The organism is Paenibacillus sp. NPDC093718, from assembly GCF_050279985.1.
Taxonomy (GTDB): Bacteria; Bacillota; Bacilli; order Paenibacillales; family Paenibacillaceae; genus Paenibacillus_AQ.
Genome location: NZ_JBNNUS010000004.1, coordinates 539,653 through 564,989, shown reverse-complemented (window position 1 = coordinate 564,989; position 25,337 = coordinate 539,653). Strand labels below are relative to the sequence as shown.

At 49.3% G+C, this 25,337-nt stretch carries 28 protein-coding genes; 13 read left to right on the top strand and 15 right to left on the bottom strand.

What is annotated here, in order from left to right; genetic code table 11:
- Positions 1–185 precede the first annotated feature (185 nt).
- The 7 genes from ACQKPA_RS15415 to ACQKPA_RS15385 all read left to right on the top strand — a co-directional run bounded on the left by ACQKPA_RS15415 (position 186) and on the right by ACQKPA_RS15385 (position 7,035).
- Entirely contained in the window at positions 186–770 is a 585-nt protein-coding gene (locus ACQKPA_RS15415) for a TetR/AcrR family transcriptional regulator (protein ID WP_427493496.1), read from the top strand.
- 58 nt (positions 771–828) lie between these two features.
- Positions 829–2,001 carry an MFS transporter gene (locus ACQKPA_RS15410; RefSeq protein WP_427493495.1) on the top strand — a complete coding sequence of 391 codons (1,173 nt, stop codon included), beginning with the start codon at positions 829–831 and terminating at the stop codon, positions 1,999–2,001.
- 77 nt (positions 2,002–2,078) lie between these two features.
- Positions 2,079–2,627 carry an NADPH-dependent FMN reductase gene (locus ACQKPA_RS15405; RefSeq protein ID WP_427493494.1) on the top strand — a complete coding sequence of 183 codons (549 nt, stop codon included), beginning with the start codon at positions 2,079–2,081 and terminating at the stop codon, positions 2,625–2,627.
- A 501-nt stretch (positions 2,628–3,128) separates the two neighbouring features.
- Positions 3,129–3,569 carry an SRPBCC family protein gene (locus ACQKPA_RS15400; RefSeq protein ID WP_427493493.1) on the top strand — a complete coding sequence of 147 codons (441 nt, stop codon included), beginning with the start codon at positions 3,129–3,131 and terminating at the stop codon, positions 3,567–3,569.
- Between the two features lie 153 nt (positions 3,570–3,722).
- Complete coding sequence (locus ACQKPA_RS15395; protein ID WP_427493492.1) at positions 3,723–4,394, top strand: response regulator transcription factor; 672 nt, start codon at positions 3,723–3,725, stop codon at positions 4,392–4,394.
- Positions 4,382–5,488: a HAMP domain-containing sensor histidine kinase gene (locus ACQKPA_RS15390; protein WP_427493491.1), complete on the top strand. Its 1,107-nt coding sequence runs from the start codon at positions 4,382–4,384 to the stop codon at positions 5,486–5,488. The genes ACQKPA_RS15395 and ACQKPA_RS15390 overlap by 13 nt, the downstream gene beginning before the upstream one ends.
- Positions 5,489–5,538: 50 nt before the next feature.
- A complete protein-coding gene (locus ACQKPA_RS15385; RefSeq protein WP_427493490.1) occupies positions 5,539–7,035 on the top strand; it encodes a serine hydrolase domain-containing protein in 1,497 nt (498 codons plus the stop codon).
- 98 nt (positions 7,036–7,133) lie between these two features.
- Here ACQKPA_RS15385 and ACQKPA_RS15380 read toward each other — a convergent pair whose 3' ends face one another.
- From ACQKPA_RS15380 to ACQKPA_RS15365, 4 genes are all read right to left on the bottom strand, one after another.
- Positions 7,134–7,340: a hypothetical protein gene (locus tag ACQKPA_RS15380; RefSeq protein WP_427493489.1), complete on the bottom strand. Its 207-nt coding sequence runs from the start codon at positions 7,338–7,340 to the stop codon at positions 7,134–7,136.
- Positions 7,318–7,566, bottom strand: a complete 249-nt coding sequence (locus ACQKPA_RS15375) for a flavodoxin domain-containing protein (protein ID WP_427493488.1) — start codon at positions 7,564–7,566, stop codon at positions 7,318–7,320. The genes ACQKPA_RS15380 and ACQKPA_RS15375 overlap by 23 nt, the downstream gene beginning before the upstream one ends.
- Before the next feature lie 200 nt (positions 7,567–7,766).
- The gene (locus ACQKPA_RS15370; RefSeq protein WP_427493487.1) at positions 7,767–8,009 is read right to left on the bottom strand and encodes a MarR family transcriptional regulator; all 243 of its coding nucleotides are present in this window, start codon (positions 8,007–8,009) and stop codon (positions 7,767–7,769) included.
- A gap of 480 nt (positions 8,010–8,489) precedes the next feature.
- The gene (locus tag ACQKPA_RS15365) at positions 8,490–8,690 is read right to left on the bottom strand and encodes an AraC family transcriptional regulator (RefSeq protein WP_427493486.1); all 201 of its coding nucleotides are present in this window, start codon (positions 8,688–8,690) and stop codon (positions 8,490–8,492) included.
- A 74-nt stretch (positions 8,691–8,764) separates the two neighbouring features.
- Between ACQKPA_RS15365 and ACQKPA_RS15360 the strand changes: the two genes are divergently transcribed.
- The 4 genes from ACQKPA_RS15360 to ACQKPA_RS15345 all read left to right on the top strand — a co-directional run bounded on the left by ACQKPA_RS15360 (position 8,765) and on the right by ACQKPA_RS15345 (position 12,215).
- On the top strand, positions 8,765–9,463 hold the full coding sequence (locus tag ACQKPA_RS15360) for a DUF4386 domain-containing protein (RefSeq protein ID WP_427493485.1): 699 nt from the start codon (positions 8,765–8,767) through the stop codon (positions 9,461–9,463).
- A gap of 335 nt (positions 9,464–9,798) precedes the next feature.
- Complete coding sequence (locus ACQKPA_RS15355; protein ID WP_427493484.1) at positions 9,799–10,377, top strand: TMEM175 family protein; 579 nt, start codon at positions 9,799–9,801, stop codon at positions 10,375–10,377.
- A gap of 629 nt (positions 10,378–11,006) precedes the next feature.
- A complete protein-coding gene (locus ACQKPA_RS15350; RefSeq protein WP_427493483.1) occupies positions 11,007–11,393 on the top strand; it encodes a hypothetical protein in 387 nt (128 codons plus the stop codon).
- 45 nt (positions 11,394–11,438) lie between these two features.
- On the top strand, positions 11,439–12,215 hold the full coding sequence (locus ACQKPA_RS15345) for an AAC(3) family N-acetyltransferase (protein ID WP_427493482.1): 777 nt from the start codon (positions 11,439–11,441) through the stop codon (positions 12,213–12,215).
- A gap of 71 nt (positions 12,216–12,286) precedes the next feature.
- Here the strand turns inward: ACQKPA_RS15345 and ACQKPA_RS15340 are convergent, their stop codons facing one another.
- Together ACQKPA_RS15340 and ACQKPA_RS15335 are read right to left on the bottom strand one after the other, a co-directional pair.
- Positions 12,287–13,618, bottom strand: a complete 1,332-nt coding sequence (locus ACQKPA_RS15340) for a sensor histidine kinase (protein ID WP_427493481.1) — start codon at positions 13,616–13,618, stop codon at positions 12,287–12,289.
- Positions 13,608–14,306 carry a response regulator gene (locus tag ACQKPA_RS15335; RefSeq protein WP_427493480.1) on the bottom strand — a complete coding sequence of 233 codons (699 nt, stop codon included), beginning with the start codon at positions 14,304–14,306 and terminating at the stop codon, positions 13,608–13,610. The genes ACQKPA_RS15340 and ACQKPA_RS15335 overlap by 11 nt, the downstream gene beginning before the upstream one ends.
- 227 nt (positions 14,307–14,533) lie before the next feature.
- Between ACQKPA_RS15335 and ACQKPA_RS15330 the strand changes: the two genes are divergently transcribed.
- The gene (locus ACQKPA_RS15330) at positions 14,534–16,666 is read left to right on the top strand and encodes a multicopper oxidase family protein (protein ID WP_427493479.1); all 2,133 of its coding nucleotides are present in this window, start codon (positions 14,534–14,536) and stop codon (positions 16,664–16,666) included.
- A 49-nt stretch (positions 16,667–16,715) separates the two neighbouring features.
- Here ACQKPA_RS15330 and ACQKPA_RS15325 read toward each other — a convergent pair whose 3' ends face one another.
- Entirely contained in the window at positions 16,716–17,057 is a 342-nt protein-coding gene (locus ACQKPA_RS15325; RefSeq protein ID WP_427493478.1) for an ATP-binding protein, read from the bottom strand.
- On the opposite strand from ACQKPA_RS15325, the gene ACQKPA_RS15320 reads away from it, so the two are divergent.
- Positions 17,056–17,628 carry a uracil-DNA glycosylase gene (locus ACQKPA_RS15320; RefSeq protein ID WP_427493477.1) on the top strand — a complete coding sequence of 191 codons (573 nt, stop codon included), beginning with the start codon at positions 17,056–17,058 and terminating at the stop codon, positions 17,626–17,628. The two genes, ACQKPA_RS15325 and ACQKPA_RS15320, sit on opposite strands and share 2 nt — an antisense overlap.
- A 43-nt stretch (positions 17,629–17,671) precedes the next feature.
- Here the strand turns inward: ACQKPA_RS15320 and ACQKPA_RS15315 are convergent, their stop codons facing one another.
- The 8 genes from ACQKPA_RS15315 to ACQKPA_RS15280 all read right to left on the bottom strand — a co-directional run bounded on the left by ACQKPA_RS15315 (position 17,672) and on the right by ACQKPA_RS15280 (position 25,011).
- Positions 17,672–18,607, bottom strand: coding sequence for a nucleoside hydrolase (locus ACQKPA_RS15315; RefSeq protein ID WP_427493476.1), 936 nt, complete (start codon positions 18,605–18,607; stop codon positions 17,672–17,674).
- A gap of 24 nt (positions 18,608–18,631) precedes the next feature.
- Positions 18,632–19,585 (bottom strand): nucleoside hydrolase, encoded by a 954-nt coding sequence (locus ACQKPA_RS15310; protein WP_427493475.1) that lies wholly within the window; start codon positions 19,583–19,585, stop codon positions 18,632–18,634.
- Positions 19,586–19,608: 23 nt separating this feature from the next.
- Entirely contained in the window at positions 19,609–20,415 is an 807-nt protein-coding gene (locus tag ACQKPA_RS15305) for an energy-coupling factor ABC transporter ATP-binding protein (RefSeq protein WP_427493474.1), read from the bottom strand.
- Positions 20,412–21,272, bottom strand: a complete 861-nt coding sequence (locus ACQKPA_RS15300; RefSeq protein WP_427493473.1) for an energy-coupling factor ABC transporter ATP-binding protein — start codon at positions 21,270–21,272, stop codon at positions 20,412–20,414. Before ACQKPA_RS15300 ends, ACQKPA_RS15305 begins: the two co-directional genes overlap by 4 nt.
- Complete coding sequence (locus tag ACQKPA_RS15295; RefSeq protein WP_427493472.1) at positions 21,269–22,018, bottom strand: energy-coupling factor transporter transmembrane component T; 750 nt, start codon at positions 22,016–22,018, stop codon at positions 21,269–21,271. The genes ACQKPA_RS15300 and ACQKPA_RS15295 overlap by 4 nt, the downstream gene beginning before the upstream one ends.
- Before the next feature lie 44 nt (positions 22,019–22,062).
- The gene (locus ACQKPA_RS15290; RefSeq protein ID WP_427493471.1) at positions 22,063–22,662 is read right to left on the bottom strand and encodes an ECF transporter S component; all 600 of its coding nucleotides are present in this window, start codon (positions 22,660–22,662) and stop codon (positions 22,063–22,065) included.
- A 50-nt stretch (positions 22,663–22,712) separates the two neighbouring features.
- The gene (gene deoD, locus ACQKPA_RS15285; protein WP_427493470.1) at positions 22,713–23,423 is read right to left on the bottom strand and encodes a purine-nucleoside phosphorylase; all 711 of its coding nucleotides are present in this window, start codon (positions 23,421–23,423) and stop codon (positions 22,713–22,715) included.
- A 136-nt stretch (positions 23,424–23,559) separates the two neighbouring features.
- Positions 23,560–25,011, bottom strand: coding sequence for a helix-turn-helix domain-containing protein (locus ACQKPA_RS15280; RefSeq protein WP_427493469.1), 1,452 nt, complete (start codon positions 25,009–25,011; stop codon positions 23,560–23,562).
- Positions 25,012–25,337 lie beyond the last annotated feature (326 nt).

The following is a 25,337-nucleotide window of genomic DNA, read 5'->3' as shown; positions in this document are numbered from 1 at the left end:
TTCTATCATAAGCGGCGTCGCAAAATTGGGTTGAGGGGTTAGTGTGGGAATGAATGGGGTGTGTGATGAAAACATATTCCATTCACTTCTATAGTAACGCGTATACGATTGACAGTCAGTTCCCTAAGGTATATGATAATGAATAATGTTAGTTACCTATAACTAACAATGAAGGGGGGATTCTATTGAGCACTAAAACCGAAAATACGGCTGATAAAATACTATCGTCTACCATCGATCTCATGTCCGAAAAAGGGTATAAGGCGGTAACTATTAAGGAAATCGCCGCTTCTGCATCCGTAAGCGAAATGACCGTATTTCGAACGTTTGGTTCCAAAAAAGCTATATTGGATGCCATAATCGATAATTATATGTTCTCTGTACCGATCGAAGAGACCATTCAAAAAAATATCAAGTACGAGCTCGAGCAGGATTTATTGATGATCAGTGAGTTGTACCATAATGTGCTGGGCAGAAACAAAAAAATATATTTGATTTCCATCATGGAACGAAAAACGATGCCTGAAATCCATCAGAGCTTGCACAATAAGGCATTAAAATTTCTGAGTATCGTTACGGAATATTTCCGCGTCATGCAGGAGAAAGGCAAAGTGATCAAGGGCAACCCGGAAGCCCATGCCTTAACGCTTATGCGGTTCAATTACGGTAAATTCATCTCTGGATTGCTATTAGTGGGGATTGCACCCGGTTTCCCGGAGGATAATCTGCAAGATTCGATAGCCGTTATAGCCAAGGGTTTAAGCACGTAATTTTTTTAAACATAATGTTAGTTAGCAATAACTAAACATCGAGGGAAGGTGCTTGCTATTGGAATGTTTATGGACAAAATCTTTCATCGGGCTCACGCTGTCTATGTTCTTTCTATGTCTCGGATTTTATTTGCTCCTTCCAACGTTGCCGCTGTATCTCAAAAATTTAGGCCTTGGTGAATCACAACTCGGATTCATCATTGGCAGCTTTACCCTAACGGCTGTCATTGTTCGCCCATTTATCGGCGGTCTGTTGGATCGATTCGGAAGGCGCTATTTTGTCATCGCGGGACTGATTCTGTTCGCCATCGCGATGGTTCTGTACAACTGGGCAAGCGGAATTTTTATGTTGATTCTTCTGCGAATTCTTCATGGCAGCGGTTGGGCGATTTCAAGCACTTCCATCGGAACTGCGATCACAGACATCATCCCCGCTCGGCGCCAAAGTGAGGGAATGGGATGGTATGGCATATCCACGAGCGTATCTATGGCGATCGGGCCCGTGCTCGGAGTTTGGATGATCCAAATCTATTCATTCCGGCACGTAATTGTTCTAGCTTCCTGTCTATCGGTTGCAGCTATCCTAATTGCCCTGGTGACGAAGGTGCCTGCTATACGATCGGAGAACAAACGGAGAGTGGTGTTTTTCGATAAATCCATCCTTCCGATATCGGCGTCTATTCTTTTCTTATCTCTTACGTACGGGGGGATCACCACATTCTTGCCGTTGTTTGCAGGTTCCATCCAAGTCAACGCGGGCACTTTCTTTTTGGTTTATGCCGTCGCGCTTACAGTCACCAGGCCTGTTGCCGGGAGGCTCGCAGATCGTTATAACGAAGGAACGATCATCATCCTGTCGATGATCCTTGCGATCATAGCACTATTGATCTTGAGCTTATCCGATGGATTAATGGGGATCCTTGTTTCCGCCATACTGTACGGGATTGGGTTCGGATCAGCCCTACCTACACTTCAGGCAGCAACACTACGCCTCGTATCTCCTGTCCATAAGGGTATGGCCAATGCTTCTTTTCTTACCGCCTTGGATTTAGGGATTGGGCTTGGCTCTATCTTGCTTGGATTCATTTCCCAACGATTCGGCTATCCTGTTCTATTTGCATCATGCGCGGTTTCCGGGTTCATTGCTGTACTGATCTTCATAGGTTTTGTAAGACGAACCTTACTACACGGAAAGGAGGAACATATCGGTAATATTCATCAATCAAGCTAAGCATATTTTTTTAGCATGAGTGTTAGTTATGGATAACTAACAAATCAATTAATTCCACACCCAAGGAGGAAAAGACAATGACAACTGCTCCATTGAAAATCGGCATTATTATCGGTAGTACACGCCCAGGGAGGGTCAGTCCGCAAGTCGGGAAATGGATCAAGAGTATTGGAGATCAACGGGGTGATGCATGTTATGAGATCGTGGATATCGCAGACTACAACTTACCATTTTTCGGGGATCCTGCAGGCGAGCGGCAAGTTAAGGCTTGGGCGAACAAAATCGCCAGTTTGGATGGATTCGTGATTGTCACTGCGGAATACAATCACAGCATTACGGCTGCTTTAAAAAATGCACTGGATTCTGCGCGAGTAGAATGGTACAACAAGGCAGCCGGTATTGTCAGCTATGGTTCCTCTGGCGGTACGCGTGCCGCCGAACATTTACGCGGAATTTTGGCGGAATTGCAAGTGGCAGACGTTCGCACGCATCCTGCGCTTAATTTATTTACAGACTTTGAGAATTATACAACTTTTAAGCCTGCCGTATTACACCATTCACATGTGAATGGTATGATGGATCAAGTGATTAGCTGGTCTACCGCATTACAATCATTACGCGGTTAACATAATACGGCTCGGTTCGTTATATTCTTGTAACAAGCTCTTCCGATTATGGGGGAGCTTGTTCGCATTGCTGCAACGATGTAGATATTCTTGGGGGTAGGAAATTTTGGATCCGCTGCCTTATTCCAGGCGATTACATCCGAAACCTCGTTTTTGACGAAGAAGGATAATGCAATTGATCTACGATCGTTTGCTAAATACGGGTATCGGATCTTCTGCTATCTAATACAACACCTACGCTTACCGGGTTTACATAGGCAAGATCAACCAATAGCTTGTGCTCAATTTAGGGTGTAAAAAATTTCTGGGAGAGCGCCACGATCGCTTGAACCTTACGTAACGTAATGAATTACATTAGAGTTACCGGTACATAGCTAGCGCAAATGAGTGGAGATGGTTCATGAAGAACGTTCTTTGACGAAGATGATACGCCAGAACAAAAACACAGTACAAACATCATGTTGGATACACTGGCAAGGTAGTAGAAGAGGAGGTAGGAACATGACTATAGGTGAAAATGAACTTATGGCTTCGCGCGAGTACGATGTCCCACAGGAGCTTGTGTTTCGGGCATGGACAACTCCTGATTTATTAGCAAAGTGGTGGGGACCGAAAGGCTTCAAGAATACGTTTCACGAGTGCGATATGAGGCCGGGAGGTACGTGGAAGTTCACCATGCACGGGCCGGATGGCGTGGATTATCCTAACCATAATGTCTTTGTTGAGTTCGTGCCGACGGAGCGGGTCGTGATTGATCATCTAAACGTTCACGAATTTCGGGTTACGGCTACCTTCGAGGACATTGATGGCCGGACCAGGGTCACCTTCCGTCAACGTTTCAAGAAAAAAGAGGAGTTTGAACTAGCTAAGCCCATCTGCATAGAAGCTAATGAACAGCAGCTTGACCGACTTGGCAAGGTGCTGGCGGAATTGGCCAACTAGCTTTACAAAGTGATATCTGCATTTACCCGAAAAGACTGCTACTTATGTGATGACTCTAATATTGTCGCCGTTCACGATTCCTGCCGGGAATCGGACGGCGATTTTTGTTATGCTGGATCTAGAGAAGTTGATATGGGAGGCGGAGAGGGCAAGATGAAAAAGATACTGATCGTAGATGATGAAGTCGATCTTCGCAAACTGCTCACGGATTACTTTGAAATAAACGGGTATTTCGTGATGACGGCGAAGGATGGCAGTGAGGCGCTGCGGCAAATAGAGAATCAACCGGATCTTGTGTTGCTGGATATCAATATGCCGGAGCTTGACGGTCTTGAATTATGCAGGAAAATCCGGCATTTTGTGTCCTGTCCGATCCTGTTTCTAACCGCCCGCGACGAGGATGCGGATAAAATATCGGGATTTCAGGCCGGAGGGGATGACTATATAGCCAAACCGTTCAGTCTTCATGAGCTGGGCGCGAGGGTAGAGGCGCATTTGCGCAGGGAGATGCGAAGCCAAACGAAAACGTCCGTAAGGTTTAGCGAAGATTTGGCCATTGATTATTCGGCTCGCGCGCTTTACATCCACGATGTACAAATTCCCTTGGCCAAAAAAGAGTTCGATATTATAGAGCTATTGTCCATGCATCCCGGAATGGTGTTTGACAAAGAACGTATTTTTGAAAAAGTGTGGGGACTGGACGGCGAAGGCGACAGCGCCGTAATAGCGGAACATATCAGGCGAATTCGTGTCAAATTGAAAGAGCATGGTTGCGGCGACAGGATTGAAACTGTATGGGGAGTGGGTTACAAATGGCGAAAATGATAAACTGGCTGAGCCTGAAGCGGTTAACCTTGCTGCAATCGTTCATCCTACTATGCTGCCTTACGCTCATCGCCGTTCTAGTCGTCATCACATTGGAGTTTAGATGGGCGGAAAGTATACGGTTGCGGTTTGCCGGCTATTCTTCCGTGAACGATTGGTTGCTGCCTTCCCTCGTCGCGGTTGTCCTGTTAACGGTTGCCGTCGGCATCGTCCTGATGGGCAGTTTGTTTTATCGGTGGAAACTGAAAAAACCGCTTGAAATCTTGATGCATGCATCGGAAAAAATTTCGGCGAACGATTTGGGGTTTCATATTTCTTACGACAGCCGGGATGAGATGGGGGAATTATGCCGTGTATTTGAGAACATGCGCGGTCAGTTGGAGAAAAACTATCAAACGCTTTGGCGATCGGTCGAGGAACGGAAACAACTTAACGCTATTTTTGCCCACGATCTGAGAACGCCCCTATCCGTTCTGAAAGGATACTCCGAGTTTCTGACCGCCTACTTGCCCGAGCGCAAGATATCCGAGGAGAAACTCTTGGACACGATTCAAACGATGCAGGCGCATATCGTCCGTCTTGAGAGCTACACGGAGGCGATGAATTCTATTCAGAAGCTGGAGGATATGCCGGTACAGACCCGTATGATTGAAACGGATGAACTCATCTCCTTGCTGAATGACAGCGCGCGCCAAGTTACCGGACGGTATGGTAAGACTTTTGGTTCGTCCATTGCCGCGGAAGCGAACGAAATAACCGTCGATGTCCATTTGGCGATGCAGGTTTTTGAGAATTTGATCGTAAATGCAGCGCGTTATGCCTCTAGTCACGTAAGCGTTGATTATAACGTCAGTAAGGGTTTCTTTTCTATGACCGTCGCGGATGACGGCGCAGGTTTTTCCGAAGCGACGCTCCGTAAGGCCGTACTTCCTTTTTATCGCGGAGAGGTATGGGATGCGAACGAACATCACGGACTAGGGCTTTACATTTGCAAAGTTCTTTGCGAAAAGCATGAGGGTAGTCTCCAGGTAACCAACGGCCTCCATGGCGGTGGGAACGTAACGGCAAGTTTTTTGTACGGAGTTGATAAATAGTTGAAAAAGACCGTTTAGCATTTCCTTATCATGAATTAAGGAGTGCTAGTATGAGAATCGTACAGAAGAAAATGTGGTTAGGCTTGAGTTGTTTCCTGCTAATGATGGGTATCCTGGCCAGACCCGTTTCCGCCGTTGAAGTCCGAAGCAAAGCCGAAGTCCAGCAGGAAATCGATCAGTACGTCAAAAAAACGATGAGCGCCAATCATATTCAGGGTGCAGCCCTTGCCATCGTTCATAACGAAGAGGTGTTCTATACGCAAGGATACGGCGCTGTTTCAGAGGGACGTGATATAAACGATCGCACCCCCTTTCCGATTGCTTCGTTAAGCAAATCTTTTACGGCACTGGCTGTCCTTCAGCTGGTGGACAAGGGACTAATCGAGCTTGATGCGCCGTACGCATCTTATTTTCCCGACCTCGCACCTAAGGACGAGCGCGTTCGCGATATTACCGTTCGGGATTTGCTCAACCAGACAAGCGGTCTTAATGACAAGGTGAATCCCGACATGATCCGTTCGTCCCCATATCAATCGCTGCGACAGGTTAACGAGTCGTTGAACGCGGTTCAGCTAGCGAATGATCCTGGAGCAGCCTATAGCTACCACAATCCGAATTATCAATACTTGGCCTTGTTGGTCGAAAAAATGAGCGGACAAAACCTCTCCGATTACTTGGAGGATCATATCTTTGAGCCTCTTGGAATGAGAGATACCTTTAATGTGAGCAACACACGGCAGATCAATGAGAATTACACCATTCCGCGTGGACATTATATATTGCTCGACCATCCTGTAAGCCAGTCTGAACCTTCGTGGTTCGTTGACGGGCCCGCCGGTATGATTTCGACTGCAGAAGATATGGCCAAGTGGATGCTCGCCCAATATAATGGCAGGCTTCTTACGCCAGAGATGATGGAGCAGTACCATGCAGCCGGACAGAACGGCCCGTATGGAATGGGATGGCTTGCGGAAGAGGATGAGCAAGGGGGCCGAACGATTTCTCATAGCGGAATTTTATGGACGTACAAGGCGGAAGAGACGATCTATTTGGATCAGCGGCTGGGCATTGCGATGATGTTTAACTCCGGTTTAAATGCCTTTGTCGATTATTCGGCTTTTGTCGACGGAATCGCAAAGATAATGAAGGGCGAAAAGACCGAATCGACGATTGTCAACAGCAAAAACATGGAGGCGGTTATGATTCTGCTGGTGCTTGCGACGATGGCTTGGGGGATATATAGGCTCTATCGTATCCATCAAAGCAAAAAGGCCATGACAACCGGTAAATTGATTGTTTCATTAGCCGGAGGACTGCTTCCTATCTTGATTCTCTTGTTTCTGTCGCCGTTAGCTACATTTATTGGCGCCGGGCGAGTATTGCCTTGGTATGGACTATGGACTGCCATGTCATCGCTGATCATATGGCTGGTTGTATTATCGCTTGTAAATATAACGGTTATGGTATGCCGTTTCAGGTTGTATCACCAGGCAAAAAAGATGAAGGGTATAACCACCGCACCTTATCCAGGAAACCCTTCAAGGTAACCTCAATCCGTATGAAACCTAATCATCGACAAATGGCCTGTCCTGCGTTTGAACAGATGGCTTGACGAACAGTTGGGTCGTTAGAAACAATAGTTATTCTAGCGTTTGAATTTTCCGGAGAATTCTTTTATTTTATCCACGAAAATCCCTTTCAGTTGATCGGTGCCTTCTTTTGGTGCAGCATAGGCCTTATAGCCGCCAAACGATTCCATGCAGATCGCGGTTTCTCTTAGATCAACGGGGATATTCCGCGCTATTATTTCTTCTGTTTCCTTTGGCTTTTCATTGCAAATAAAGTAGCCCATTTTCTTTTCCAACAATTCCTGGTGATTTTTTGATAAAATCGCGAATGGGCTTGTATATTTTCCCGTCTCGAACTCCGGCACCCAAAATAATGCTGTCAAAATTTTCGATTGCCGGTTTCTCCGTTTGAATATCGCAAATCGTACAATGTGGAATTTCATCTGCAAGAATTTTTATGCATTGCTCGGTTGCTCCTGTTTTCGTAGCATAGATAGCTAATACAGCCATATGACTCATTCCTTATCGTTTAGTGTTTGAATTAAGATGATGAATTTGCTCCTCTAGCACGCTGCTTGCTTTGTTTAGAAATTGTGTAATGAGCTCAAGCTCTTCATCCGAATATGAGGAGGCCAGTTTGACCATCGCAGCGTGAAGCTGGAGATAAGTAGCACTGACATCTTCTTTATTCTCATATAGAGGGACGATAATCACTTTTCGGCGATCATGGGGATCCGGTTGCCTGCGCACGAAGCCGTTTTTTCTAGTCGGTCGATTAAAGAGGTAACGCTGCCTGTTGTCAGCCCGGTTAGTCTTGACAGCTCGCCGGCAGTCACGGGGCCTTTTTCATGCAGAATATCGATAGATAAAAAGTCATTGTTATAAAGCCCTAGGGAAGCAGCTACACTTTGCTGGTAAAGTACCGTTCTGGTTCCTAATCCGCGCATGCCCATCGTAAGTTTTTCCTGTTGCTCTGTGGGTTGTTCGAGTTGATTATTTGGCAAACGTCAGCGGGAAACACGTAATGCTCGTTCAATGTAAATAACGAAGGAGCTGCCGCGGCAGCTCCTTTTGCATTTTTCGCCGATAGCCTCGTTAAGAACCAGCTGTATAACAAGTGACGGCGATTTGAAAGTTAGCATTACTAACAAAAAAAACAGGCACATCGTTGATGAATGGGCACCTCGAAGGAGGTGCTTTTTTTCGTTACAGCAAGATTGGGAAAGTGCAAGTCTAGCCATTATGTTATCTTGTGAGCATCCAATCATTATTGCATTAGAATGGAGGGCTTAAAGGAAATCAGGGGTGGCCAGAAGAGACCTATTCATAATCCAAAATCAATAGGCAGTTTTTTAACAGGTGCATAGATGTGGTAGGTTGATTCAAGATTGTGAATATCATCAAAAGCTTGAATGAGTTCGATGTGTGAATTTTCAGTTTCCTGCTTGGGAGGCGTTCAATCTTCTGGATCGGATGTAGTTGTTTAAAGAACAACCCATCATGGCAGAAAAAAGTCTGTGAAAGTAATATTTGGACATATTGAAGGAGTTAGCCACAGACTCGAGCGATAGTGGTTGGTCTAAATTGCTCTCAATATGGATTAAAGCATGCTCTATGACTTCATTATGGTCCATAATAATCCCCAATCAATTTATGGAATGTTCTGTAATTATTGCAATCATGGTGAGTAGCCAAAGGAGGAATATTTATGACGCAAGACAGAATGAATGGAATCCTGCTCGGAATTTTTTATATTGCCGCTGCGGTCACTTCGGTCATCGCTGTTATTTCTTATGATCCGGTATTATCGGAACAATGGTATATGTCCGTGGCCCATGGATTGAAAACACGGGTTTTGATTGGTGTTATTAACGATCTCTTGCTCGTCCTGACTGCAGTAGGTACAGCGGTTATGCTGTTTCCTTATCTTCGTCGATGGAATGAACATCTAGCCCTAGGGTACCTATGCTTTCGATTTATGGAAGCTGTTTTTATTGCCATAGGAGTGGTGAGTATATTAGGTTTATTGCAGCTTAGTATTCACTATGAAGCAAACCGCATAGTAAGTGAAGACCATCTTCATGAGATCGGCTACATGCTGCAAGCTTTCCATCGTTGGACTTCGATGTTAGGTCCCAATTTCATGCTGGGTATCAATACGGCATTGTATAGTTATTTGCTCTTTAGAACAGGTTTGGTGCCGAGACCGTTAGCGGTGTTTGGTATGATTACAGCAGCACTCGTACTCGCAGCCGGTCTATTGGAAATGTTCGGTCTGATCGAACCTCTCTCCGCAGCAAAAGGTTTCATTGCTCTACCTGTGGGAGTTTATGAAATGAGTTTAGCGGTCTGGTTAATTGCGAAGGGGTTTCACCAGCAAAACCTTGAAAAACTAAAAGCGAAATAGATATTATGACCTCATCTGTAAAGCTCATTAGGGGCATAATATTAAACTCTAAATAAAGGCGAATCGCTTGAGTGTGAAACAATCCCCAAAATTCAGGTGAAAAGTAGGTAGACTCAAAACAAACGATCTCTATAATGGAAATAAGAGACGCACGTTCTCCAGTTTAAAGTGCAATGTATGGTGACGAGAACCGGATTAGCGTTCGCCACGATTATTTTGTGTGTAGGACGGTGAAGAAGGTCAAATTTATCAACGATTAAATAATCGAGCTGTCAATTACGGGGAGGGAGACAGCCCCTAGGATAACATGAAGCGAGGGGAATAGGTGAGACGCTTTGAAAGCAAATCGGATGGAAGCATTCAGCGATGGCGTGCTGGCCATTATTATTACGATCATGGTGCTGGAATTCAAAGTGCCGGAAGGCCATGACTGGCATGCGCTGATCGAACTTGGCCCGAAAGTTGTTAGCTATATCTTTAGTTTCGTATATGTCGGCATCTACTGGAACAATCATCATCATCTGCTGCATATGGTTCGAACAATGAACGGACGGTTGATGTGGCTCAACTTGCTGCTTCTCTTCTGGCTATCCCTTGTGCCGTTTACGACGGCTTGGATGGGGGAAAGCCATTTTGCACCTACACCAACTGCGCTTTACGGTATTATTCTATTGCTAGCGGCGTTCTCGTACTGGCTGCTTCAGCGTATGATTATGAACCAGCATTCCGGCGATTCCTCATTCGTCGGAGCGATGGGCAAAGATTGGAAGGGGAAACTATCTCCTTTACTCTACTTGATTGCGGCCTTGACCGCATATGTGAGTGTTTGGATATCCGGCTTTTTTTTCGTACTTGTTGCCGTGATCTGGTTCATGCCGGATAAGCGAATCGAGCACGTTCTGAGAGGCCACTAAGAAAAACTCTTCGATTCTCGCATGTTGGCGGGTTTCGAAGAGTTTTTTAGTTCATATACTGCCATGATAGTTAGCGACAGTTATAACAGAGGGCCTTCCTTGCTAACTACGATTGCTTTTGTTCGATCATGGTTTTGTTTTTCATAGGTATAAATAATGTTATAACCAACGCGACAACCGAGAGAATCATCATGAAGTAATAGGCGTCACTTGCCCCTAAAATGGATGTGAGGGATTTAAGGAGCTCAGCAGTCGTTGTAGGATTGTTCTGCATCATATCAGCTGCATGGCTTGTTGCCTGCACGGTATAAATCGTAATCACGACGGCAGTATCAATGGCGCCGGCAATTTCAATTCCACAAGTGGGGTTGCCTCCGTTGATATTGTGGCATCATCACTTCTCGGAATTATTATGTGGTGGATTAAGGATGGTACCGAGCATAGCGCTGAATACATAGCGGATCAGATTACCCTGATGTAGAGAAGAAAGTATTTGTAGCCGATTAGGCGCAAAGAGGCGAAGCTGGCAACTTTAGAACCAATATTCATAGAAACATTGCAAATATTCCCCCCCCTCTATATCATGGACGTATCTTACGTAAAAAGCCTATCCAAAGGAGAGTTGATCGGTGATCACCATTTACGAGGAACAGCGGCAAGGAGCTGTGGCGCACACGGTCGAACATGCTCAAGCATCGCTGAAGAAGTGTCTGGACGTCATCCGGCAGATGGATGGCTTCACACGCAGTCAGGTCAGCATTCAGCATATGGATACAATGATCATGATTGGTGGCGGCAGTCACGAGTTCATTGTCACGGTGGAGACAAGCACGGCGATTCACAACCTTCTCGGCTCACAGGAGGAAGAAGACGAGTTTGTTGACATTACGGTAGGCGGCCAAGCCTGTGAGTTTCCTCGGCAGTACATTGTGAGCCTTGAGCTTGTTGAATCCGCGCTTCAGCAATTACTAACCGATACATCCGCCGAGCTGCACTGGGAAATCATCGAAAAATAATAGTGACAGCCAGTTTTTGATATCCTGGCACGGGAGGAGAAGAACATGCACACGATGGAGAGCTTAAAGAAGCAATTAGAACAGCTGGGCATTGACAGCAAAGGGACGTTGTTGGTCCACTCTTCGATGAAGAGTATGGGGCCGGTCGAGGGTGGCGCGGACACGGTTCTGGATGCGTTGACAGCCTATATGAAAGATGGGCTGCTGGTGTTACCTACTCATACGTGGTCTTACATCAATGCGGATAATCCGAAATTTTACGTGGATCAGTCACCTTCTTGTGTCGGGATCTTACCCGAGCTTTTTCGCAAACGGCCTGGTGTGGTGCGTTCGCTGCACCCTACTCATTCCGTGGCGGCATTAGGTCAGGATGCCAAAGCGTTCACAAACGACGATCATCGTTTCGATACGCCATGCGCTAGAGATTCTGCCTGGGGGAAGCTGCTCGACCGAAGGGCGACCATCTTGCTAGTTGGGGTCGATTTAAAGCGCAACACTTTTATTCATGGAGTCGAAGAGTGGGTGGACATTCCAGGCAGGTTAACGGATGGCCATGAGAAGCTGTACTCGGTTTTACTGGATGGAACGGAAATCCCGGTGCCTTCCCGGAGACATTGCGGGTTATCGTGGTCGGAGCATTTCTGGAAAGTCGATGAGGTTCTGGAAAGTCGGGGCGCGATGCATAAGGGGCATTTTGGCGATGCCGTTGTCCGGGTATGCAATGCGGCCGCGGTGGCGGATGTCATTACGGACATGCTTAAGGACAATCCGGATTTGTTCTCGGATAATCATCCCTTGGACCATACAGTCAACAAGGATTGATCGAAAAGGCGGCAGCGAGCCGAGAAAATATCATATTGAGGAGGGAACTGGCCCCTCCTTGACTCCATACGTCACACCGGCAAATAGATCGTAAACACTGAGCCCTCGCCGACCACGCTTTGCACCTCAATCCAGCCTTGGTGCGCAAGGATGTTGTTCTGCGCTATCGCAAGTCCCAGCCCGGTTCCACCGCCGGGACGAGCCCTGGAATGGTCCGCCCGATAGAATCGGTCGAAGATATGGGGCAAATCTTCCTTGGCGATGCCGGCTCCGTTGTCTTCAACCCGGATTCGGGCATAGCGCTGCTGTCGATCGGGAAGGTGTACCGTTTCCGCATGGATGCGGATTTGTCCGCCGGCATTCGTATAATACACGGCATTCGTCAAGATGTTGTACAGCGCCTGAAGAATACGGAATTTCTCCACCGAGACGAGGATAGCCTCATCTTTGGCATGCAGGGACAGGTGGATTTCTTTATCCTCAGCCATAAACCGGGTTTTCGCCAGTAAGTCCTCCAGCAGCGCAACCAGGTCCTCCTCTTTAGGGTGCAACTCCGTCATGCCGGCTTCAAGCCTGGACAAATCCAGCACATCGTGAACCAAACGCGATAGCCTTAATACTTCATCAAGGATCGAGGCTTGCTTGTCGGCAGTCATGGGGGCCCCTGTCTCGTGAGCCAGCTCCAATTCTCCTTGGATGATCATCAGCGGGGTTTTCAATTCATGGGCGACGTCGGACATCAGCTGCTTTCGGGTGCGCTCCGCCTCCGCAAGCGAATCGTTCATCTCGCGAAGGGCCCTGGAAATGGCGCCGAATTCATCCTTCCTCTGCTCGGGAAAGACCGCGGGTGCGCCTCCTTGTTTGATGGTCCCGATCCCGCTGATGATTTTCCGTATCGGGCTTGTCAGCCTCCAAGACAACAACAGGATTGTCAACAGCGCGGCAATGCCGGTGAACAGCAGCGAAGCGATGCCGATATTGGGCAGCATGCTGTACCACATGGTTTTGAATTCATAGGTCTTGTACTGCTGCTCGTTCATCACGTACAGTCTGCCGATCCTCCGGTCCCCCTGATCAAGCGTTAGCATGTAGCCGTCACTGCGAAGCTCATCTGAGCTTAGTTCTCCTTGCTGATACAAGATTTGCCCCTCCGCGGATAACACGATTTCGACGAAGGGAGCAGCAGATTCAAATCTTGCGCTCCGAAGATTCTCCCAAGAATCCCCGTTACTCCGGTAATATTGTTCAAACTCTTTCCTCAAGGATTCAAAAGCTTCCTTCTCCTCAAGATATGCCAAATCGCGGGTGATATAAAACTGCACATGTGTCACCGCAAGCAGAACAAGCATAATAAACACGATCAAAACGCCCATCGACAGAGTCAGCCTGGTTCTAATGTTCATGGTCCGCTCCGAATCGGTAGCCGAAGCCGTAGACCGTTTGAATGTAGTCTGAGGACGAGGAGCCCTTTTCAATCTTCTTCCGAAGCTTGCTGATATGAGAGTCCACCGTCCGTTCGTCAACGATAAACTCCTCCTCAAAAGCATGCTGCAGCAGCTGCATGCGGCTGTACACCCTCCCGGGTTTTGACGCTAGCAGGTGCAAGAGCTTAAATTCGGTTGGTGTGAGATGCAGCTCTTGCCCCCCTTTAAACACCTGCAGACTCTCCTCGTCTATCATCAGATCTCCTCTTCGCAGCACACTGCCGGCCCCGTCATTCCCATGATGGTGCATGCGTCGCAATAAGGAGCGGATGCGTGCGGAAAGCTCCCTTAAGCTGAAGGGCTTCGTCAGATAATCGTCCGCGCCCATCTCGAGACCCACGATTTTGTCGGTTTCCTCCGACTTGGCCGTCACCATGATGATGCCGGGAGACCCTGACTGTCTGAGCTGCCGGCAGGTGTCCAGCCCGTTCATTTGCGGAAGCATCCAGTCCAATATCACGATATCCGGTTTATGCTGCGTGTACAGCTGCAGGGCGGTTTTGCCGTCCATCGCGGTCAGGCAATCATATCCTTCAGCTTGAAGATACGATTCCATGAGCGACGCAAGTTTCGTTTCATCCTCAACGATCAGCACCTTGGTTCCCATTCCCACACTCCCAGACCTATCCATTTTGATTACTACTTCAAGAATATGGGCTGCCTCCACAATCTGTAAATACCTTCACCATAAGTTCGCAACATTTCGCTGGTAATATAGCCATCAAAGATAACGTTTGACCGATGGAGACATGGGTTACAGATCCGATCATCCATCGAGAAAATGATACCGGGAGTGCAGCTTGGCGAAGCATCCGGTGACAAGGAGTGGACACCATGTTCGAAACCATATCCAGCATCATGCTTACGGTCGCTATGACCCTGTTGTGGGGAATTGCCGGGATAACGGCTGCGGGCCTTCCCTACGCTAAGACCAGCCGAAGCTTAAACCATAGAAGCACATTCCTGCTCTGGGTGGCTGGCACCGCCCTTGTAATAAGCACTGCTTGGTACGGAACGATCACCCTGCAGCTTATCCAGGACGGCTGGTTGTTTGTCGAAGGGACGGTCAAGATGCTGGTCCCGCTGACGCTGCTTCCTCAGTTGTATATCGGTGGAGCGATTCTCCCGCGGTTAAAAAGCTTACGGATTTCGGGCGGAGAACCGCCAACGTCGGCAGCACTTGAAGCCGCGGCCCATCCTTCCATATTGCTGTCCTTTTTAGCGGCTGCGCTCGCATCCGGCATCTCCGCCTTCGGCACGGTCTTTGCCCAACCGGTTCTGCCCGGCCTGTATCAGGTCGGTTATCGCTTCTTGCTGGTTGCGCTCCTATTGCTTGTGCCAGCGATGTTTGCAAATCGAAGGTACATGAAGGTGAAGAAGGGGATACCGCTGCGGCGCGGGCTTGCCGTTAGGCTGCTAAAACTCGTGTTTGCAAGCATTCTCACCATCATTGTAGCCATCGCCATCCTCGTATCCAACGTGTTGGTAGGAGTGCAGGTCTCCAAGCTGCCGGAAGCCTCCGATATGATGAATCACGACTGGATTGACGAGGGAGGCGGCGCTCCTACCCGGATGTCGGGAAGCTCCAATCATCATCAGCATCACGCTCATCCACCGTCCGATTCAACCGATTCAGCCGATCCAAGTCAAGTCGAAGTAGCTTCTCTGACAGGCGATATTTCGCAGCCCGCCGATCGGACATTCGAGCTGGTGGCGCAGCGGAAGACGGTGACGCTTGCTTCCGGTGCCGTCGTTGATGCCTGGACGTATAACGGTGAGATCGCTCCCGAGCTTAGGGTGAAGCAAGGCGAAATGATTGAAGTGAAGCTGGTCAATCAAGATATCGATCGCGGAGTCACTATTCATTGGCATGGCTATAACGTGCCGAATGCGATGGACGGTGTCCCGGGGATGACGCAAAACATCGTCAAACCCGGAGAATCGTACATCTACAAGTTTCGGGCCGAGCAGGAAGGGACCTATTGGTTTCACTCACATCAGCAAGCGGCGGAGCAAGTGGTGAAGGGGTTGTTCGGCACCCTGATCGTTGAGCCGAAACAGGAAACCGATGTCATTGATGAAGAGGTCATCTTGATTAACCATCGATGGGAGACCGATCAAGGGTATCAGAAAGCATTCGGGTACCACGACCAGTTCCAGTGGAAGCAGGTGAAGCCAGGGAAAAACGTGAAACTGCGAATCATCAATGCCCATAATCTCTCGGAAAAATGTCTGCTGCAGGGAACAGGGTTCCGAATCGCCAGCATTGATGGCATGCGGATCCAAGACCCGCAGCCCCTCTCCGATGGAACGACATTTCGGCTCGCGGCTGGCGGCCGATACGACGTGGTCTTTACGATGCCGGATCGTCCGGTCTTCCTTAAACTCGGCGATGCCAAGAACGAGAGCAACCCGGGAGTCGTTTTTTATGGCGAAAGCGTACCGGAGAAACCCATCTTCCAGGCGGAAACGACTGAGTTTGACCCTTCCAATTATGGCAGGCCGGTTGTGAACGATGTTACGGCAGCAAGCCCATTCGATCGGGAATTTCATATGATCCTCGGCAACGAAATGGGATTTTACAACGGCAGGTTTCATTTTCTGTGGACGATCAATGGGGAGGTGTACCCCCGGGTTCCGACGTTCGTCGTCAAAGAAGGCGACAGGGTCAAAACAACGTTCGTAAATAAAAGCTTGGGCGAGCATCCGATGCATCTGCACGGGCATCATATGACGGTGTTGAAGAAGAACGGCAAGAAGGTGGCCACGCCATGGCTGACTGATACATTAAATGTCTTGCCAGGCGAATCGTATGAGGTCGCCTTTATCGCGGATAATCCGGGCATGTGGATGGACCACTGCCATAACCTGGATCATGCGGCGACCGGGATGACGCTGCATCTCATGTATGATCATGTTCTTCCTTCTTATGAGGTAGGGACACGGTCAGGGAACTTGCCGGATTAGGGAATGGGATGGGGGCAAATGAACGCGAATAGGGGAAAGTGTTGAAGTATTAGATTTGACTTCGATGAATAGGAAGACGGACATTAAGAATAAACCAGCCGTCCTGCAACGCTGCATCCATTTTCCCGTTCATCTTCTCAACTAACTGTTTAGACAGATAAAGGCCGATCCCGCTGGATTCCGTGTTCGTTCTGCTGGCGACCTCGGTATAGAAACGCGTAAATACCTTCTCAATGGCGACTTTGCTGTCGGGTTTGATATCGTTTGTAACGCTAAGTATTAGATCATTGCCCTCATCCTGGTAACTGATCACAGTTTGACTGTTGGCATAACGAAGGATATTTTGAACGATATTTTGGATGACGCGCGTCATCAACAACGGGTCTGCCATGATATGCCTCGAGTTTTTGTCTGATTGTACCGATACGCATTGTGAGCGCTGCGAATTGTGCAAACAGCGGAATCGCGTGATCTGGGGGGAAGGCAATCCGCAAGGCTCGCTGATGCTGATCCTGGATAATCCGGGAGCCAGGGAGGACCGGGAAGGAAATCCCTTCTTGTGCGGGACCCGGGAAACCCTCCAACTCGGCATGAAGGAAGCGGGTATCGATATCCACTCGGTTTACGTCACCTATTTGCTGAAACGTCGGCCAACCCGTGCTTACGATAAGCCTGCAACTCGAGCCGCATGCCTTCCGCATTTGCAGTCGCAGCTCCTTCAGAAGCAGCCGCTCGTAATATTAGGCTTTGGGAATGTCGTAGTCGAAGGATTATTCCCGCAGAAGGAGAACGCCACCGTCAAGGAGCTGCGGGGGGGCTGGCATGAGTTCCAGGGCATCCCGATTAGCTTTACCTATCATCCGCTGGCGGTAAGAAGAAGGCCCAATTTGCTAAGGTTCTTTGTCGAGGATTTGAGAGGGTTGAGGGAGAAGTGGGAGGAGAGAGCAGGGAGGGAAACATAAAAAAGGAGCGGACGCACCCGGCGTCCGCTCCTTATGCTGCAGCTTAACTCATTAATGTCTCCATAAAATGCTCCTGAAACCGCTTGGCGTCGACACCGATACATACGTTAACATTCGGCTGGTCGGTACAACGCGGACGCAGATCGGCTATGGTTCTGCCATAGGAGTGGATGCCTTCCAGATCGACCTGGAGCACCATCGGCTGAACCTCGATGAGGCTCGGGTCGATCGCCACGGCTACCGCCAGTGGATCATGCAGGGCACAGCCGGTCCGGTCGCCATAGGCTTCCCGGTAGCCTCCAATATAGTAGGAAGTCATGTCGGCCAAGAAGCGGGTCAGGTCCGAATCCAGGTCTCTCCAGCGCTGAATATCCTCCAGACTGAGTTCGGTCTGCATAGTCACATCCAGTCCGACCAGCGTAATCGGAGCTCCCGATTGGAAGACGAGCTGGGCCGCCTCCGGGTCGGAATATACATTCGCTTCCGCATGCATCCGGCGGTTGCCCGCGACGCCCACGGCTCCGCCCATCACGATAATCTGACGTACCAGCGACGATATCTCCGGCGCCTGCAGAATGGCTGCGGCCAGATTGGTCAACGGGCCGACGCAGATCAGCGTTACCTGCTTCGGATATCGCCGGATCTGATCCACTATAAAGGCCGCGGCGGACGTTGAGACCGGCTTGGCTGCCGGATCGGGGAATGCCAGGTTGCCGAGACCATTCTCGCCATGAAACTGGACGGGATACGACTTCATCGAGGGATGGAACAAGGGGGCGGCTTCCCCCATGGCGACAGGAATTCCGGCCGCGCCAAGTCGCTCCAGCACATGAAGCGTATTGCGTGTCGCATGCTCTACCGGTACGTTTCCAAAACAGGTCGTTATTCCAAGGATATCGAGAGCCGAAGACCGGACAGCGTAGGCAATCGCCAGCGCGTCGTCAACGCCCGTATCCACATCCAAAACGATTCGATGCATCAATCATGCTCCTTCCTCTGACGGTTACGATAACACCGTTTGGATATAATGCTGCAGGAATGCCTCATCACGGACCTGCATGCAGACGGAGGCATTGGTCCGTGACTGCGGGCGTCTGAAGTCGACCAGCGTTGCGCCGGAAGATACCTGTCCTTTTGTCTCGATATAGACGTAATAATCCTCCATCTCCACCAGGGAAGCATCCTCGACGACAGCCAGCGCCAGTGGATCATGCATCAGCCGGTATCTGCCCTCGTTCAAGCGGTCGCTTGCTTCAAAGCTGAAGGTGAATATATGCTGCATGAAAGCTCTTAGCTCTGCCTGTTCATCCGTAAAACCGTTCATGAGCTGTTGAAAATGAGCTTCGCCGAACTTGGCCTTTCCGGTCACGTCCAGGCCCACCATCGTAATTGGAATACCGGACTCGAACACCCGATGCGCCGCTTCGGGGTCGCCGTGGATGTTGGCTTCGGATACGGGCGTTATATTGCCCGGCACCTTGATGGCGCCTCCCATCAGCACCAGCTTGGCTTTCTGCGCGATCGACGGGTCCTTGGCGAGCGCCACCGCTAAATTGGTTAACCTGCCGGTGAATACAAGCGTAATGTCATGCGCCTGTTCCCGCACCTTCCGCACGATGAAATCGGATGCCCTCTCGTTCACCGGCGATTGGCGCGCCTGCGGCAGTTCATATCCGGCCAGGCCGTTTGCTCCATGAATGGCGGTTACGTTCTCCCGGCGAGGGCGAAACAAAGGGGTATCCGCTCCCATGGCAACGGGAATTTCGTAGCGGGGCTGCGCCAGCTGCAGCACTCGGAGCGTATTCTCCGTCGCCTGCTTCACATCTACGTTGCCGAATACCGTTGTAATGCCTTCTATATGCAGCTTATTGGACTTCACGGCAAAGATGAGCGCCAGGGCATCATCCACGCCGGTATCCACATCCAAGAGGATGTGTTTCACCTGCTCCTGCTCCATATCGTTGTCACTCCCTTATTCCCTCACTTATGCTTGGCAAGCTCGTCCGCAAGCTCTGGTATTGCCAGGATGTTATGGCCGATATCCAGGGAGTGGCTGAGCCTGCTGATATGCGGCTGCTTCAGCATCGCCTGCTCCAGCACATCCAGATTCCAGAAGATGGCCCGCTTGTCGTCATCCGCAATGACCTGACGGTTCGCCATGACGATGACCCGCTGGAAGTTGTTCACGACAAATTCCATATCATGCGTGATCGTAATGATGGTTTTACCTTCCTGGTTTAATGCCTCAATCAGATGGGCGAGCCGCGCCATAGCCGGAAGATCCTGGCCTGCCGTCGGCTCATCCAGAATGATGACGCTGGAATCCATCGCAATAACGGAGGCAATCGTTACGAATTTACGCATGGAGTAGGGCAAATTGTACGGATTGTCCTTAAGAAACGGGACGACGCCTGCCAGCTCCGCCGCTTTCATGACGTTTGCTTTGACCTGTTCTTCCGGTAGGCCCAGCTTGCGGGGACCGAATTCAATCTCGCTGTACACGTCGTTATGAAAGATCTGGTCGTCCGGGTTCTGGAATACATAGCCGACCTTTCTTGATATTTGGGCGGTGGTATAATCCCGCGTGTTCCAGCCGTCGATGACGACATTCCCCTCGGAGGGCTTGAGCAGCCCGTTCATCATCTTGACGGTGGTCGTTTTACCCGCCCCGTTCTGGCCGACAATGGCAACGGATTCGCCCTTTCGGAAGGACATGTTGACGCCGTCCACCGCTTTGTAGCCGTTTGGGTAGGCAAAGGAAACATTCGTCAACGTCAGAAAGCTCATGCGTTAACCCCCTTCTTCATCCATGTCTTCACGGCATCAATGGCTTCTTTTTCGGTTAACGGGATGCTGCCAAGATCCATTCCCCGTTTGCGCATGTCCAGGCCGAACAGCGAATATTGGGGAAGCGCGGCTCCGAATGCTAGTGCGCGCTCATCGGTGAGAATCTCCTTCGAGCTGCCTTGCATGGTAACTTCACCCTCGTTCAGCAGGATGACATCGTCGGCATATTCGGCAATCAGCTCGATTTTGTGCTCGACGAGAATAATGGTTTTTCCCTTCTTCTTCATCAGCTCGATAATCTTGAACACTTCTTCCGTTCCCTTCGGATCAAGCTGCGAGGTCGGCTCGTCAATAACGAGCACATCTGGCTCCATAACGATGATGGAAGCGAGCGCAACCCGCTGCTTCTGGCCGCCGGAGAGCTCGAACGGGTTTTTCTCCCGCAAATAATCGATCTCGAGCATCTTGATGACCTGATCCACCTTCTCCCGGATAAGTCCGGGCTCCATGCCCAGATTTTCCAGGCCGAAGGCAATCTCTTCAAACACGTTATCCTTCACGCCGCTGATCTGTGTAAAAGGATTCTGGAACACATAGCCGATTTTTTGGGAGAGCTCGCCCATTTCCCATTCGCGGATATCCTTGCCTTCGATCAGCACCTCGCCGCGCAGATCTCCCTTATAGAAGTGGGGGATAAATCCGCGGATGACGTTGCACAGGGTCGTTTTTCCGCCTCCGTTGGCCCCGATCAGCGCATATAGCTTGCCTCTTTCGATCGTTACATTCACGTTCTTGAGTGCATCGGACTCGCTGATCGGATATTGGTAGGATAGATTCTTGATCGTAATGATACTCATAGCGCAACTCTCCAGACGATTAAGATAGAAAGCAGTACGACCAGCAGCATTCGAATCAGCCGGTCATGCTTTGTTTTCTCCAGTTTGTAGATGCTGCTTTTTTTGACATTGGCCGAGAAGGCTCTCGACTCCAGCGTCAGTACTCGTTCCTCCGTGCTGGCCACGGATCCGAGAATGAGCGGACTGAGGGTGGGCAGGAAGGCCTTCATGCGGACAAGCAGCTTGCCTTCGGTTTCAACGCCTCGTGTTTTTTGGGCATCCATGATGACGTGGGTCAGCTTTTTCATCTCCGGAATGAGCTGCAAGGTCGACAAGATGACATAGGTTACTTTGGACGGCAGGCCGATCTGTTCCAGGGAATGGACTAAATCCTTGACCCTGGTGATGCGGAAGAACAGAATGAAGGCCGAGGCCACCGCCACGATTTTGGATGTCAGGAACAGGGCAAACTCAAGTCCTTCCCGCTTGATGGAGAAGATGCTCCAGCTCCACAGAATGTCGTTGCCAGGATAGAAGAAGCTCTGCAGGATAAAGATGAACACAACAATCATCAGCAGTGCCTTGATCGCCAGGTTGGAAAACTCCTTGAAGCTGCCGGCAAAGTAGGCGAGCACCATACAAATCGGCAGAATAGCGTAGCTGAACCCGTAGCCGGGCACGATAAATGCGGCCAAACATAAAGCGATGGTAATCATAAACTTGGTTGTTGGATAAAGACGGCTCAACAAGGACCGTTCGTTATTCACAAGAACCCCTCCTTTATGAAAGCGTATCCATTACGAGCTATACGTCATTTCTTTTTGATAAAAGCTGAACCGTAATTGAGCTTGGACAAGTATCTTGGGGACATCTTCATCACGATGACAAAGGCAATGACGTTGCTGATGATTTTGTCGACGCTTTCCACCAGGATTTTGGTTGAGAATACCGCTGTCCAGATCTGCTGACCGGAGGCCAGGAATGTAGCAACTACGGCATCCGAAGAGTTGCCGGTCGCTCCGCCGAACATCAGCACCTGGATCGGAGAGGCCACGATCAGAACCGTCAGTACGACAGCGAATGAAGACAAGATCACTTTCCACAGCTTCGTATACATGCCTCTCATCGAGAGGAGCCCGACCACCAGACCGACGGCCATTTGTACAGGCGTAAATGCGAACGAGACCGGGTTCGTTATGCCGACAACAAGATTGGTGCTGGCCCCCGTAATCATACCGACCCAAGGACCGGCAATCATGGCCGTCAGAATCGTCCCGATGGTGTTCAGGTAAATCGGCAGCTTGAGCAGCAGAATGATTTGCGCCCCGACAAAGTTGATTGCGATCCCGATCGGGATCAACAAAATGGCCAACAACGAAAAATCATATTTAAATCCGCGTTTGATTCCCATTGATTTTTCCCCCTAGAGCATAGTTTGTTTTCAAGCAATCCTGTAGCAGACTATTCGTCCGCCAAGATGGTATGGAGCGCGATTTCGACCATGTCGTGGAAGGACTTCTCGCTGTCTTGATGGGACGAGCGTTCATTGGTCAGCAGATGGCTGCCTACCGTCAATATGGACAGGGCCCTGACGCCGTATTTCGCAGCCAGCGTGTACAAGGCGGCACTTTCCATCTCGACTGCGAGCACGCCGAAATCCATGAATTTATGAAGACGGTCCAACGTTTCCCTATAGAATTCATCGGAGTTATAGATGTTGCCGACAAAGACATTCACCTGTTTCTCCCGAGCCAGTTGATGCGCTTTGCTTAACATGCCGTAATCGGCGGTTGGCGCGTAATTGCAGCCATGAAATATTTTTTCCATCAGATTGCTGTCTGAGGATACGGCTTGGGCCAGTACGATGTCGCGGACCTGAAGCTCTTTTTGCATGGCGCCGCAAGTACCAATGCGGATCAGCTTTTTGACTCCGTAATCCTGAATCAGCTCCGTCGCATATATGCTCATGGTCGGGTTGCCCATTCCCGTACCTTGGACAGAAACGGGAACGCCTTTATAAAGGCCGGTGTACCCGTACATGCCTCTCACTTCGTTGTAACAATATACCTCCTCCAAAAAGTGCTCTGCCACAAACTTCGCCCGTAGCGGATCGCCGGGCAGCAGCACACGTTCCGCGATTTCTCCCTGATTTGCTCCCAAGTGTATGCTCATCTTGTTCCTCCTGCTTACTGGCCTCCCTCTTAAGAAAGCGCTTTATTCTTGATCTGCCTTCATCATAGTCAGAATCGGAGGGATAACCAAGACCAGAAAGTTACGGAGCTTAACGGAAAAATGCAACCATGAGGTCTCATGGTTGCATTAATTCCTTGCGGATATTTTCCAAATCCCGTTTGGTCGGTATCGTTGAAATAATGACCACCGGCACTGTATGCAGCTCAACGGGGAACGTGCTGATCACGAAATCGATGCCGTGTTTCTGAATCATTTCATCGGTAAGCCCCTCCATAATAGAGGTGTTGATGATCAACTCGTCACCGATTTCATTCTTGATGAGCTTGGCGACGTAATGGCGGATGGAGAATTCCTCGCCGATCAGCAGGAAAGCCTTTTTGCTGTTATAGCGCAGGCTGGAGCTGATCAACAGCGTCAGCTTCGTCAGATGATAGTCGTTATACCGCATGCCGGGGTAGCGCTGGCTCCATTCCTGCATGCAGCTCTTTACGCTTTGGTACATGGGGCGGCAATCCCTTTGGACATATTCCGTCAGGCTGCTTGCCGAGATGGCGATTAGATCGGGAAGTGCATTTTCCAGCCGGAGCTTCTCGAAGAAATCCCCGATTTCCCAGATGAACCGGTCGTTCATATCGATCGCAGGGAACGCAGCAAGCGCCAGCATGAGGAAATGATTGAGGAGTTGATATTTTTCCTCCCCGATTTGCACCAGATTTGCTTTCTCTCTTGATATCATTGCGCTAACTTTCGCTTCATCATAATAATTGTATTGGCCCAAGCTGAACATGGCCTGCAGAAACCGGATTTCGTCCAGCGGCAAATGAATGGCGTACCGCTGCTCCAGCGCTCTGGCCAATGCGGCAACAGAGGCGTGAAGCATGCGATTCTCCCAGTCATATGGCCCGCTCTGAACATCCGCGTATTTGCCCTGCAGGACTCGGGTAATCATGATCGCCGCCAGAAAAGACAAGCTTCGCTTGGCATTAAGGAAATACACGATGTCATTCTCCGACTCAATCGCCGTAATGTACTCATGGATCTGGGCTTGGTCTATGTCGGCAAATGGCCAGCCGGAAAATTCATAGGCATCGTAAAACAATTTCCAGTAAAAATAACGAATACTGATTTCACTGCCTTTGACCTCAGGCATGGAATACGCAATGCGCAAATGGTATCGCTTCAATTCATGGTTGTTCAGCCGGATGATCAGCTTTTTCAGCGAGGAAGAGCTCATATACAGCTTGTCAGCAAGCTCTTCCAAGGAGTAACGCCCTCCCCCGGCGAATAGCACATCGAGCAGCTGGTAGAAGGTTCTTTGCCTGTACATGGAAGAGATGACCTCGCCAATCGCGACATTCCGTTTATCATAATGGAGAATGACGCCTTTTCCCCGCGAAATCTCGAAATGAATTGAAGGAGGGAGCTCCTGCTTGGTTTCGTCGATAATTTTACGGATCGTTTTGTCCGATACGCCAAGCTGCTCTTCAATCTCAGCAAGGGTGAACCAACGATATTCGGAATCGAGCAGGGTCAACAGCTTGTCCGTCAGTATGAATTCTTTTTCCATGTGTCTGCTTTCCCCCTTACTAACGAGTCGGTTAGAGATATTCGTCTCACCTGTTGATAGACCTAAGTATGGGACGGAATGATCGTATTTATAAACAGCCGCACAAAACGTTCAAAAGGCATCCCGTTTCACGCGGCTTACAGTCAATGTGCTTTTTCTATTTTGAGGATAGCTATGCCTCGGGACAAGTATCCTTATAAGTAATCGTAATAGGCTTTGGGGTTTTAATCAATCGGTATTATGAAGAAGCTCCTAAATCTCTAAAATAACACGGTGAACCATTAATATTAAGACAAGTGATTAAGCTAACCGAGAACGAACGACAG